The sequence below is a fragment of the Bordetella sputigena genome (genome assembly GCF_965137885.1).
GTDB classification, from domain to species: Bacteria; Pseudomonadota; Gammaproteobacteria; order Burkholderiales; family Burkholderiaceae_B; genus Bordetella_C; species Bordetella_C sputigena.
Genome location: NZ_CBCSCA010000007.1, coordinates 39,556 through 52,518, shown reverse-complemented (window position 1 = coordinate 52,518; position 12,963 = coordinate 39,556). Strand labels below are relative to the sequence as shown.

The following is a 12,963-nucleotide window of genomic DNA, read 5'->3' as shown; positions in this document are numbered from 1 at the left end:
ATCCGCTATACGGTCATTGTGGGGAGTCGGGGCACGAGTGTCAAGCACGCGCGTGCCCGTTCGTCCCATCGTGACCTTTGGAGCATTCATGGCAACGCCGGAAAGCGAGTCCTTCGTCCGCACGTTCGCGCGCGGGCTCAAGATCATCGAAACCATGGGACAGGGGGATGCGCGCCAGACGCTGGCCGACGTCGCGGCGGCGGTGGAGCTGCCGCGCACGGCGGTGCGGCGCTTCCTGATGACGCTGATCGAGTTGTCTTTCGTGAAGACGGATGGCAAGCACTATTGGCTGACGCCGAAGGTGCTGCGGCTGGGCCTGTCGTACCTGTACACGCTGCCGTTCTGGCGGCAATCGCAGCTGGCGCTGGAAGAACTGGGCGCGCGCATCGGGCAATCCTGCGCCGTGTCGGTGCTGGACGAGGAAGACATCGTCTACGTGCAGCGCCTGCACACCAAGCGCATCCTGTCCATGAGCCCCTCGCTAGGCAGCCGGCTGCCCGCCCATGCCGTGTCGATGGGGCGCGTGCTGCTGTCCGGGCTGGAGGATGATGCGCTGGACGCGTATCTGCAAAGCGCGAAGCTGAAGAAGTTGACGACGATCACCGTGGTCGATCGCGATCGCCTGCGCGAGGCCATCGTGCAGGCGCGCGAACGCGGCTATGCCTGGGTGGATGGCGAACTGGACGACTCCATCGCCGGCCTGGCCGTGCCGGTGCGCGACCAGGACGGCACCATCGTCGCCGCCATCAACGTCAGCCTGCCGGCCGGCGCCTATCAGGAGGACGCCGCCGTGGCGGAGTTCCTCCAGCCCTTGCGCCAGACCGCGTCGCAGCTACGGTCGACGATGGTGGGATTGCGGTAGCCGTTGCGCAGGGCGCAGCGGCGTGCCGGTTCATGCCGGCTGCTCGATGCCGGCGGTGGGTTGCCGACCACCGATTCAGGCCGCGGCGTTCTCATCAATCTCCGAGAAATTGCTTATCTTCACCGAGCCATCGGGAAAACGCGCGATCACATCAAGCTCGCCTCCCATGGCCTCGATATGGCTGCGCAGCGTGGAGATGTACATGTCGGTACGTTTCTCCAACTTGGCGATGGAGGGCTGCTGCATGTGCAGCAGTTCGGCGAGCATTTTCTGCGACAGTCCGCGCGCGTGCCGCAGTTTCTGCCAGGGCATCTCCGCCAGCATCGACTGCGCCTTCGCCTCGGCATTCGCCCGAATCTCCGGGTCAAGTCCGGCACGCAGCAACGAAAATTTCTTGGCCATGTATCCCTTCCATTGAATGCACGACGTTGCCAAGGAACGCTCCGCGGGAAAGGCGTTGTATCCATACGCAATGGAAGGTTCCGCCGCGATGTGCGCGGCGGTCTTTCATGTATCAACGTCCGAAACGTATGGCGTGTGCCGATAGCGCTGCAGCGTTCAGAACCGCACTTTGACGTTCGCCATGACGCCGTTCTGGCGGACGCCGTCGCCGAGTTGGCCCTGGTACGACAGGTCCACGCGGACATTCTTGGCGACCTGGACGTTGAGGCCGGCTTGCAGGATGGCGGCGTCCTTGGCGATGGGGACGCCGGAAACGGTGAACGGCGATCCGGCGGGCAGGGATTGCGTGGCGGTGGGCGTGGTGTCGCCGAAGGCGTGGCGCCAGCCCAGCATTGCGTGCAAGAGCGCGGTGGTGCCGCCGGCTTCCACCGCCTTGGTGGCGCGCAGGCCCAGCGTGGTGTAGGTGACGCCGGTGTTGTCGCTACGGCCGGACAAGCCGGTGTCGCCGCCTTCGTCGAAGCCCTGCGTGTGCAGGTTGGCGTAGGCGACGCCAGCAAAGGGCTCGAAGCTGGCGGTGCCATACCGCAAGGTGTAGCCGGCTTCGCCGAAGATCTGCGCCGTGTTGCCGTCGTAGGAGGCCTGGTTCGTGGTCCCCGCGAAGCCGGCGAAAGCCACGTCGCGCTGCGTATCGATCCGATGCCAGGTATTGGCGGCGCCGAAGCGCAGGCCCAGCGCGCCGAGCTGCGTGCCAGCGTAGGCCGCTAGCGTATAGCTGTCGACGTCGGCGCTGCTGGAACGGCCATCCACGTTCAGGTCCGTGCGGTCGTAGCCCGCGGCCACGCCGGCGCGCCATGTGGAAGCCACGGGAAAGTCCGCGCCCACCATGAAGCCGCCGATGCTGCGCTCCAGTTTGGCGGCGTTGCCGTTGCCGTCGATGTCCCCCCAGGCGCCATAGGCCTGGCCCCATACGGCTGGACGGCCGGATGCGGGCAGCACCGCGCCCGCGCTTCCCGCGCTGGCCACGCGCGGCGGCTCGGCCGCGTTGTCCGTGAAGGACGCACGCAGGCGATCGTTGATCGCATCGCGGGCGAAGTGGCTGTCTTCCAGCAGGGAGCTCTTCAGGCTGGCGTGGATCTCGCCGGACAGGCTGTCGAACGCGGCGCGGGCGTCGCGGGGATCGTTCATCAGCGCGATGGTGTCGTGCACGAGCTGTCCATAGGGTTGACTGTCGGCGCCGCGTGCCGCCGCCCGCTGGTTGCCGGTCTCGGCAACGTCGACGTAGCGCGTGGCATTGCGATCGAAGGCCAGATAGACATTGTTGGGGTCGTAGGACAGCGCCGGCTGCAGGAACAGCATCTGCGTCGCGCTCGACACCGATCCATAGCTTCCCGTCACGCCCTGTACGGCGGACAGGATGGTATAGCGCAGGCCCGGGGTTATCTGCGTGCCGGGCAACGGCGTCACGATCACGTTGCCCGCCACCGAGGCGCTGCCCGAGACCTTGATCAGGTCGGACGCGCCGCCATTGGCGATCTCGGCCTGGTACGTCGAACCCGCGAGTTGGGCATAGTTGCCGGTAAACGTCAGGGTGCCGATCGAATGCCCCGGCGCGATGGTGCCGGCCACGTTCGCGCTGCCCAAGGTCCCATTGCCGTTCAACAGCGCGCCCTGGCCGATGGTCAGCGTGCCGGCCAGCGTGCCTTGCACATCCAGGGTGGCGCCCTGGCCGATGCTGACGCCGTTGGCGTATTGCTGGTTGCCGGTCAGCACCCAGCTGCCGCCGCTGACGGTCAGGTTCTCGAAGTTGATGCCGCCGGCGAAGGTGCCGCTGCCTATCAGGTTCACCGTATCGCTGCCGGCGCCGCCATCCACGAGCCCGACGATGCGCGAGCCGGTCAGGATGTTGAGCGTGTCGTTGCCGCCGCCCAGGTCCAGTGCCAGGCCGTTGCCGCCTTCGATCAGGCCCGAGTTGGTGACCGTGTCGGCCTGGTTGCCGATGATCTTGACGCCGAAACCGGTAACGCCGCGTACCGTGCCTTCGTTGACCAGCGTGGTCGCATGCGGCGCGGCGCCTTCCGCGCTGTCGTCGATCAGGATGCCGTTGGTCTGGCCGCTGATCAGGGACTGCGCGGTCAGGTTGCGAATGATGCCGCCGCCTGCCGCGATGCCTTCGCTGTTGTTGGGCGAGCCGTCCTTTTCGCCTTTGGCGCCGGCGCCCTGGATGGTGCCGGTATTCGTGATATCGGCCTTGCCGTCGATATCCACGCCATCGCCGTCGCCGTTTACCGACGTGCTGTCGATGGCGCCGATGATGGTGCCGCGGTTCACGACGGTGCCATCGCCGTCCGATCCGACGCCGGAGCCATTGCGGCCGATGATGGCGCCGCCGGCTTCGTTGATGACGTCGACATTGACGTCGCTGGTAATACCGTGGCGCGCGCCCGAAATCAGGCCGCCCGCATAGTTGTGGACGGCGGCGGCGTGGCCCTGCATATCGACGCCGTCATTGGACGGGTCGTCTTCCGGATCGCCGGAGGTATTGGCGGGCGCGGAGGACACGATCGCGCCCCAGTTGTTGACCAGCCCGCCTTCGCCCGGCCGCACGGCATCGGCGTCCTTGGCCTGGATCAGGCCACCGGCGCGGTTATTGATGATGACGTTGCCGGCGGTATTGATCTTGTCGAAGTCGATGGCCTGGCCGCTCTGCGACGTAATCGTGCCGGCGTTCTCGATGACGATGCGGCCGACCCGGACGTCGTTATTGATGCGGACGCCGTCATCGCTGGTGGTGATGATGCCGCCGGCCTTGTTCGTCAACGTGAAGTTGAAGGACGACCCCGCGGTGCTGCCGCTGGTATCGATGCCGCGATTCCCGGACTTGATCGTGCCCGAGTTGGTGATCGACACGCCCTGCGTCGGGACAGCCGAATTGATCGTCAACGAGGTGCCGGAGGTATTGATCGTGCCGCCGCTTTCCACGGTGACGCTGTCGCTGCCTTGGATGGTGCGGCGTGTCGTATCCGTGACGCCGCTGCCGATGACGACCGGTGGCGACACCGCCTGCGCGGAGAAAGACGTCATCACAGACGCCAATGCGGCGGCCAGGGTGGCGGGCGCCATCGGGCGCTTCAACTTCGGCATGTCTACAGCCCTTTAGGTAGATAGGTCAAAGGGCTGTAACGCTACGTGACGATTATGACCGGGCGGTTAAAGACTGAATGCTTGGTGAACGGAATGATTGATCAACAAATGAAACGGCCCCGGGTTCGACCCGGGGCCTGCTTTCAACGCGACGCGCGTAAGGACCTTACGCGTCCAGCTGCTTCAACGCCTGGTTCAGCGTGGCGCTGGGCCGCATGGCCTTGCTGGTCTTTTCCGTGTTCGGGCGGTAGTAGCCGCCGATGTCCTGCGGCTTGCCTTGCGCCGCGGCCAGTTCCTGCACGATCTTGGCTTCGTTGTCCGACAGGGTCTTGGCGATGCCGGCGAACTTCGATTGCAGCGCTTTGTCTTCCGTTTGCGCCGCCAGGGCCTGGGCCCAGTACAGCGCCAGGTAGAAATGGCTGCCGCGGTTGTCCAGGCCGCCGACCTTGCGGGCGGGCGACTTGTCGTTGTCCAGGAACTTGCCGGTGGCTTCGTCCAGCGTCTTGGCCAGCACGCGGGCGGCCGTGTTGTTGTGGACGTCGGCCAGGTGTTCCAGCGACGCGGCCAGGGCCAGGAATTCACCCAGCGAATCCCAGCGCAGGAAGCCTTCCTCGACGAACTGCTGCACGTGCTTGGGCGCCGAACCGCCCGCGCCCGTTTCGAACAGGCCGCCGCCGGCCATCAGCGGCACGATGGACAGCATCTTGGCGCTGGTGCCCAGTTCCATGATGGGGAACAGGTCGGTCAGGTAGTCGCGCAGCACGTTGCCGGTGACCGAGATGGTGTCCTGGCCCTTGCGTATGCGCTCGATCGAGAACTTGCATGCCTCGGTGGGCGTCATGATGCGCAGGTCCAGGCCCTTGGTGTCGTGGTCCTTCAGGTAGCGCTCGACCTTGGCGATGATCTGCGCGTCGTGGGCGCGGTCCTTGTCCAGCCAGAAGACGGCGGGCGTGCCGGTGGCGCGGGCGCGGTTCACGGCCAGCTTCACCCAGTCCTGCACCGGTGCGTCCTTGGTCTGGCACATGCGCCAGATGTCGCCGGCTTCCACCGGCTGCTCCAGCAACACCTTGCCGGACTCGTCGACCACGCGCACGGTGCCGTTGGCCGGAATCTGGAAGGTCTTGTCGTGCGAACCGTATTCCTCGGCCGCCTGCGCCATCAGGCCGACGTTGGGCACGGTGCCCATGGTGACGGGATCGAAGGGGCCGTTCTTCTTGCAGTCGTCGATCACCACCTGGTAGATGCCGGCGTAGCTGCGGTCGGGAATCACGGCCTTGGCATCGTAGGCCTTGCCGTCCGGACCCCACATCTTGCCGCCTTCACGGATCATGGCGGGCATGGAGGCGTCGACAATGACGTCGCTGGGCACGTGCAGGTTGGTGATGCCCTTGTCGGAGTTCACCATGGCCAGGCGCGGACGCTTGGCGTATTCGGCTTGCATGTCGGCTTCGATCTCGGCGCGCTTGTCGGCGGGCAGGCCGGCGATCTTGGCGTACAGGTCGCCGATGCCGTTGTTGGGGTCGAAGCCCGCTTGCTTGAGCGTGTCGGCGTGCTTGGTCAGCACGTCCTTGTAGAACACGGACACCACGTGGCCGAAGATGATGGGGTCGGAGACCTTCATCATCGTCGCCTTGAGGTGGACGGAGAACAGCACGTCCTGCTTCTTGGCGTCTTCGACCTGGGCTTCCAGGAAGGTACGCAGCTTGTTCTTGCTGAGAACCGCGGCGTCGATGATTTCACCGGCCTTGACGGGGGTCTTTTCCTTCAGCACCTTGGTGGCGCCGTCGGCGGTGGCCAGCTCGATGCGGACGGCGCCGGCATTGGCGATCAGCGCGGATTTTTCGCTGCCGTAGAAGTCGCCGCTGTCCATATGGGACACGTGGGTCTTGGAGTCGGCGGACCAGGCGCCCATCTTGTGCGGGTGCTTGCGGGCGTAGTTCTTGACCGACAGCGGCGCGCGGCGATCGGAGTTGCCTTCGCGCAGCACGGGGTTCACGGCGCTGCCCTTGATCTTGTCGTAGCGCGCCTTGACGTCCTTGTCCTTGTCGTTGGCGGGCTCGTCCGGGTAATCGGGCAGCTTGTAGCCCTGCTGCTGCAGTTCCTTGATCGCGGCCTTCAATTGCGGCATCGAAGCGCTGATGTTGGGCAGCTTGATGATGTTGGCTTCCGGCGTGGTCGCCAGGCGGCCGAGTTCCGCCAGGTCGTCGGAGATCTTCTGGGCGTCGGTCAGCAGTTCGGGGAAGGCGGCGATGATGCGGCCGGACAGCGAAATATCGCGGGTTTCGACGGCGACGCCCGACGAGCGGGTGTAGGCCTGGACGATGGGCAGCAGCGAATAGGTGGCCAGGGCCGGGGCTTCGTCGGTCAGCGTGTAGATGATCTTCGACGTGGTAGACATTTGCTCGTGAACCTCACTCAAACGGTGGAATGGCGGAAATGTTGTCCGGTCCCTGCGACGTGTCCGGCTGGCCGGTGTACGGGCCGCGGGCATGCTCGCGGCGCGCCGCGGCCTGGCGCCGGGATGGCGACCGCGGTCGCGTGCCGTGTCCATATACAACAGGGCGGGGGTCGTTACAGATTCTAGCACCGGCGTCCGGCGCGCCGCCTGGAGCGGCGCCGGCCCGGTTACGGCTTGTCCCTCTTTCAGGAAAGTGTGGGGGACCGCGATGGAATAAACGCCATGAAGTCCGTGTTAACTAGCGCGTTGGATACGCGCCGGGCCCGCCTGGCCGGCGCGGTTTCGAGCTTGGAGCTGTCTTATGAATCTGCAGGACTTGTCCACCCCCGAGTTCTATCGCGATCCCTACCCGCTGTACGAGAAAATGCGCGCGCGCGGCAAGCTGTTCAATGTCGCCCCCCATATCCTGATGACCGGTCATTACGACATGATCGATGCCATGCTGGTGGATCGCCGCATGGGCAAGGGCTATATGGAGAGCATACGCGCCCGCTATGGCGAAGACGGGCCATCGCAGCCTATCTTCCAGGGACTGGCGCGCATGTTCCTGATGATGAACCCGCCGACGCATACCCGTCTGCGCGCGCTGTTGATGAAGGCCTTCGATGCCCGCCGGGTGGACGGCCTGCGCCAGGTCTGCCAGGAAGTCGCCGACGAACTGATCGGCGCTTTTCCGCGCGGCCAGGCTTTCGACCTGGTGCCTGCTTACAGCCAGCCGCTGCCGGTGCGGATCATCTGCCGGTTGCTGGATATTCCGGTCGAAGACGCCGACATGCTGGAGCGCGACGTCAGCCAGCTGGTGCAGGCGCTGGAAGCCGCGCCCTTGGCCGCCCCGGCGCTGGCGCAGGTCAACGCCGCCATGCTGAAGGTCGAGGATTATTTTCGCGGCGTCGTGGAGGCGCGGCGCCGCCGGCCGGGCGAGGATCTGGTGTCCGTGCTGCTATCGGTGCGCGAGGATGGGCAGGGGCTGACCGAAGATGAAATCGTGTCGAACGTGATCCTGCTGTTCGTCGCGGGGCACGAGACCACGGCCAACATGATAGGCAACGCCCTGATCGCGCTGCATCAGCATCCGGACCAACTGCGGCTGCTGGCGCAGCGGCCGGAACTGCTGCCGAAAGCCATCAACGAGTGCATGCGCTACGACAGCTCGGTGCAGTTCCTGACCCGCGTGGCGTTGGAAGACACGGAGGCCGGCGGCATCGCGCTGCCCAAGGGATCCATCGTCTTCATGAGCCTGGGCGCGGCCAACCGCGATCCCGGCCGCTTCGCCGAGCCCGACCGCCTGTCGATCGAGCGCGAGGAAACCGGCAACCGGCTGCTGCCCTTCGGCGGCGGCATCCATTACTGCCTGGGCGCCAGGCTGGCGGCCATGGAACTGCAGATCGGCCTGGGCAGCCTGCTGGAGCGCCTGCCCGGCATGCGCATCGTCGACCTCGATGACCTGCGGTGGCGCAAGCGCAATACGGTGCGGGGGGTGGAGGCGCTGGTGGTGACGCATTGATGAGTGCTGCCCGGAATGAAGTCCGGGCCGCGTCCTGATCCATCAGGCCAGACCTGGCCTCAGCACCCCACCGGATAGCCATCCTTGCGGTGATCCGACGCCGCCAGATAGCCGCCGCTTTCCAGCCGCATCGCCATTTGCGCGCAGCCGAATTCGGTGTCGAAGCGGGGGGATAGGCTGATATCGTGGCCCATGTCCTTCAGGCCCCGCAGGGTTTCCGCGGGCGTGTTCCATTCCATCGCCACGCCGCGGTTGTCGTCCTTGATGCGGAAGCGCGGGGCGTCGCTGGCGGCCTGGGGGTTCTGGCCGTAGTCGGCCAGGCGGCAGAGCACCTGCGCGTGTCCTTGCGCCTGCATGGAGCCGCCCATCAGGCCCAGCGTCATCAAGGGCTCGCCGCCCCGCATGACGAATCCGGGAATGATGGTGTGGAAGGGCCGCTTGCCCGGCCCGACCTGGTTGGGATGGCCGGCGCGGGTGCTGAAGCCCCAGCCGCGGTTGTGCAGGGCGATGCCGGTGCCGGGCACCACCACGCCGGAACCGAACCCCTTGAAATTCGATTGGATGAAGGAAACCATCATGCCGTTGCGGTCCGCGGCGGTCAGGTAGACCGTGCCGCCGCCGTGCGGGTTGCCGTGGCCCGGGTAGGACGCGCGGCGCGGGTCGATGGCGCGGGCGCGGCGCGCCAGGTAATCGCGATCGAGCAGATGGGCGGCGGTGACCTCCGTCATGGAAGTCGGATCGCCCACGTGGGCATACATATCCGCGAAGGCCAGCTTGATGGCTTCCAGTTGCAGGTGCACGCTGGCCGCGGAGTCCACCGGCAGGGCGCCCAGATCGAACGTGTCCAGCATGCCGAGCGCCATCAGCGCGCCTATGCCCTGGCCGTTGGGGCCGATCTCCACGAGTTCGACGTCGCGGTACTTCATGCGGATGGGCTCGACCCAGTCGGCCCGGTGCGCCGCCAGGTCGGCTTCGGTGATACTGCCGCCGGTGTTGCGCGCATGGGCGGCGATGGCGGCCGCCAGTTCGCCATGGTAGAAGGCGTCGCCCTTGGTACGGGCGATCTTCTCCAGGGTGTCCGCCTGGCCGGGACATATGAAGCGTTCGCCGGGCAGCGGCGCGCGGCCGTTCGGCGCGAAGGCTTCGGCATAGCCGGGTTGCGAGACGAGCCCCGGCACCTGCGCCTGCCATTGGCGCTGCACCGTGGGCGAAACCAGGTAGCCGTCGCGGGCCAGGCGGATGGCGGGCTCGAACAGGTCTTCGAAAGGCAGCGAGCCAAACCGTTCGCTGGTCGCGCGCCAGGCCGATACCGCGCCCGGCACGGTGACCGCGTCCCAGCCGCGGAAAGGCATGCTGTCCAGGTGCGCGAAGCGATCCGGTGTCCAGGCGGCCGGCGCGCGGCCGCTGGCGTTCAGGCCGTGCAGTTCCTTGCCGTCCCAGATGATGGCGAAGGCATCGCCGCCGATGCCGTTCATGCAAGGTTCCACCACCGTCAGCGCGATGGCCGTGGCCAGGGCGGCGTCCATCGCATTGCCGCCGCGCATCAGCATGCTCAGCCCGGCGCTGGCGGCCAGCGGCTGCGAGGTGCTGACGACGTTGTCGGCCAGGACCGGCATGCGCTGCGAGGTGTAGGGAAAGGACCAGAACTCCGGCTTGAACGTCGTCATTGGAATTAGCCTAGGCGTGGGGAGGAGCCATCTTACTGGATGGAGATCTTCGCTTCCTTGACCACGTCCGACCAGGTTTTGTGTTCCTTGGCGATCGCTTCGGCGAACGGCGCCGCGGGGGTGTAGATCAGTTCGGCGCCCTGCGCCACCATGGCGGCTTTCAGGTCCGGCAGGGCCAGCACCTTCTGCAGCGCCTGCGAAATGGTATCGATGGCGGCCTGTGGGGTGCCCTTGGGGGCGACGAAGCCGAACAGATTGTCGGCCTGCACGCCGGCGATGCCGGCTTCCTTCATGGTGGGTACGTCGGGCAGCAGGCCGACGCGCGACCCGGACGCCACCGCCAGGACCTTCAGCTTCTTGGCCTGGACCAGCGCCATGGAGCCCGGGATGCTGTCGAACATGAAGCTGGACGAGCCCGACACGAGTTCGGGCAGGGCCTGGCCGCTGCCTTTGTAGGGGATGTGCGTGACCTTCACGCCGGTCTTCAAGGCGAAGAGCTCGGCCTCCAGGTGCGACAGCGTGCCGGTGCCTTGCGACGCGAAGTTGTACTGCCCCGGCTTGGCCTTCAGATAGGAAACCAATTCCCCCACGTTGCTCACGGGCAGGGTTTCCGGCACCACCAGGATGTGCGGGACGATGCCGACGCCCGCGATGGGCTTGAAGTCCTTGCTCAGGTCGGCCGGCCAGTTCGGGTACAGCGCGGCGGCGACGGCCACATTGGTGACCGCGGCGAAGTACAGCGTGTAGCCGTCGGCGGGCGCCTTGGCGGCGGCCTGGATGCCGATGGCGCCGCCGGCGCCGGGCCGGTTCTCCACGATGACGGATTGCTTGAGTTCGGCGGACAGCTTCTGGCCGATGGCGCGCGCCAGCACATCCGTGGCGCCGGCCGGCGGGAAGGAGATGATCACCTGGATGGCGTGGTCCGGGTAGGCGGCGCGGGCGGCGCCGACATGGCCGGCGGCCAGGCCCAGCGTCAGCGCGAGCATGCCCAGCAGACGGACGGCCAGTTGCCGGGGCGAGAAGGCGGATGATGGAGTACGCATGCGTGGTCTTTCCAGATAAAGCGCGCCCACGGATGGCGGGCGCGCATGGGCACGATTACGTGCGGAGTGGTGGCATCCGGTCATAAGCAATAGCCATGCCATTTTCCGATGGGACGGCCTACATCGTGGCGTTCTGCGTGGCCACGAACATGGCGCGCAGGTGTTCGCCCGACGTGGTGGGCGGGTATTTCGCGGGCACGCCGTCGCGCGCGCAGGTCGGCAGGCACTCGATGCGCGCGTCGTAGTTCGGATTATGGAAGAACACGATGGACTGGCGCCGGCTTTCCGCCTGGGCATCCGGCGGCGGGTTCACCACGCGGTGCAGCGTGGACACCCAGCGATCGTTGGTCCAGCGCGCCAGCAGGTCGCCGATATTGATGATGAAGCAGTCCGGCACGATGGGCACGTCCACCCATTGGCCTTCGGCATTGAACACCTGCAGACCGCCAGGCCGGTCCTCGGTGGCCAGGATGGTCAGGCTGCCGTAGTCCGAATGCGCGCCGGCGCGGATCTGCCCGGGTTGCGGCGGCTTGTCCTGCGCGGGGTAGTTGCGCAGGCGCAGGCGGCTGATGTGGCGGTCCACTTTGTCGTCGAAATAGTGTTCGTCCAGCTCCAGCGCCAGCGCGAAGATGCGCATCAGCGTGCGCGCCAGGTCGCCCATCGCGCGGTAGTACTCGGTCCAGGTCGCTTGCAGATCGGCGGGTTCGTCCGGCCAGATGTTGGGCGCGAAATGCCTGCCGGCCGCGGGCGCATGCGCATAGGCCGGGTCGGGCATGTCGACCGGGCCTATCATCAGGCTTTCGTTCAGGTCGCCCGCCATGGCGGTGGCGTCGCGCGACCGTCCCACCGATTCGTCTTCCATGCCGATGTAGCCGCGCGCGACGTCCATGCCGGGCCGCACGACTTCCATCTTGCGCGCCAGGGGCAGATCGAAGAACCGGCGCGAGACGTCGCGCATGCGTTCGATCAGCGCGGGGTCGATGCCGTGGCCGGAAATGATCAGGAAGCCGATGTCGCGGCAGGCCTGGTCGACGGCGCGGGCGATGGTCTGCTTGTCGGCGGCGGCGCCGGAGGCGAACCGGGATATGTCGATGACGGGGACGTGGAGAAGCTTCTGCATGGGAGACGGCTCCGGGGAAGGTGGGGTCCAGGCGGGGACGGCGGCGGTGTCAGGCGATCGCATCGCCGCAGTCCACGCGCAAGGTCGAACCGGTGATGGCGGGATTGGTCGCCACGGCCAGAATGGCGCGTGCCACTGCCGCCGGTTCGGCGACGTGCCCGAGCGGCACGTGGGCGGCATAGGACTCGAACTTTGCCCGGCGTTGCGCATCGTCCAGCTTGTTCCACAGCGGCGTATCGGTAACGCTGGGGGAAATCGCGTTGACGCGCAGGGGCGCGAGTTCAAGCGCCAGCCCGCGCATCAAGCCTTCCAGGGCGGCGTTGATGGCGCCTTGCAGCACCGCATTGCGGTCGGGACGTATGCTGAACACGCCGGACACCAGGGTCAGCGATCCGCCGGGGCGGATGCGGCAGAAGCGCGCGGCGTGATAGGCGCTCCAGAACTTGCTTTGCATGGCGTCGTAGGCATCGTCCAGGCCCAGGCCGCGAACCGGTCCGGTGCGGGTCTGCGAACCGCAGGCGACGACGTGGTCCCAGTCATCGTGGGCGGCGAAGAACTGTTCCACCGCCGACGCGTCGGTCAGGTCCAGCGTGGCGCTGTCGGCGATTGCCGGATGCGCGGTACGCGCGGCCGCCAGTTTGTCGGCCGACCGTCCGGCGATCAGGACGTGGGCACCGTCCCCTGCCGCCAGGACGGCCGTGGCCAGGCCGATGCCGGTGCTGCCGCCCAGTATGGCGATGCGTTTGCCTCGAAGGTCGTTCATGCG

9 protein-coding genes are annotated in these 12,963 nt (G+C 66.6%); 2 read left to right on the top strand and 7 right to left on the bottom strand.

Translation table 11 applies throughout. The features are described 5' to 3' along the window. Window positions 1-88: 88 nt before the first annotated feature. Window positions 89-862, top strand: a complete 774-nt coding sequence (locus ACNA0R_RS14905) for an IclR family transcriptional regulator domain-containing protein (RefSeq protein WP_415826805.1) — start codon at window positions 89-91, stop codon at window positions 860-862. 75 nt (window positions 863-937) lie between these two features. On the opposite strand, the gene ACNA0R_RS14900 is transcribed toward ACNA0R_RS14905, so the two are convergent. The 3 genes from ACNA0R_RS14900 to ACNA0R_RS14890 form a co-directional block, all read right to left on the bottom strand. Continuing rightward, window positions 938-1,264: an XRE family transcriptional regulator gene (locus ACNA0R_RS14900; protein ID WP_415826804.1), complete on the bottom strand. Its 327-nt coding sequence runs from the start codon at window positions 1,262-1,264 to the stop codon at window positions 938-940. A gap of 156 nt (window positions 1,265-1,420) precedes the next feature. Next, window positions 1,421-4,345, bottom strand: a complete 2,925-nt coding sequence (locus ACNA0R_RS14895; RefSeq protein WP_415826803.1) for an autotransporter outer membrane beta-barrel domain-containing protein — start codon at window positions 4,343-4,345, stop codon at window positions 1,421-1,423. Window positions 4,346-4,571: 226 nt separating this feature from the next. Further along, window positions 4,572-6,803, bottom strand: a complete 2,232-nt coding sequence (locus tag ACNA0R_RS14890; RefSeq protein ID WP_415826802.1) for an NADP-dependent isocitrate dehydrogenase — start codon at window positions 6,801-6,803, stop codon at window positions 4,572-4,574. A gap of 361 nt (window positions 6,804-7,164) precedes the next feature. Here ACNA0R_RS14890 and ACNA0R_RS14885 point away from each other — a divergent pair, with 361 nt between their 5' ends. Then, complete coding sequence (locus tag ACNA0R_RS14885) at window positions 7,165-8,367, top strand: cytochrome P450 (RefSeq protein ID WP_415826801.1); 1,203 nt, start codon at window positions 7,165-7,167, stop codon at window positions 8,365-8,367. A gap of 59 nt (window positions 8,368-8,426) precedes the next feature. Here ACNA0R_RS14885 and ACNA0R_RS14880 read toward each other — a convergent pair whose 3' ends face one another. The 4 genes from ACNA0R_RS14880 to ACNA0R_RS14865 form a co-directional block, all read right to left on the bottom strand. Then, window positions 8,427-10,034, bottom strand: coding sequence for a gamma-glutamyltransferase family protein (locus tag ACNA0R_RS14880; RefSeq protein WP_415826800.1), 1,608 nt, complete (start codon window positions 10,032-10,034; stop codon window positions 8,427-8,429). 32 nt (window positions 10,035-10,066) lie between these two features. Continuing rightward, window positions 10,067-11,077, bottom strand: coding sequence for a Bug family tripartite tricarboxylate transporter substrate binding protein (locus ACNA0R_RS14875; protein WP_415826798.1), 1,011 nt, complete (start codon window positions 11,075-11,077; stop codon window positions 10,067-10,069). Between the two features lie 118 nt (window positions 11,078-11,195). Continuing rightward, window positions 11,196-12,197 (bottom strand): isopenicillin N synthase family dioxygenase, encoded by a 1,002-nt coding sequence (locus ACNA0R_RS14870; RefSeq protein ID WP_415826797.1) that lies wholly within the window; start codon window positions 12,195-12,197, stop codon window positions 11,196-11,198. A 49-nt stretch (window positions 12,198-12,246) separates the two neighbouring features. Next, the gene (locus tag ACNA0R_RS14865; protein WP_415826796.1) at window positions 12,247-12,960 is read right to left on the bottom strand and encodes an SDR family oxidoreductase; all 714 of its coding nucleotides are present in this window, start codon (window positions 12,958-12,960) and stop codon (window positions 12,247-12,249) included. Window positions 12,961-12,963 lie beyond the last annotated feature (3 nt).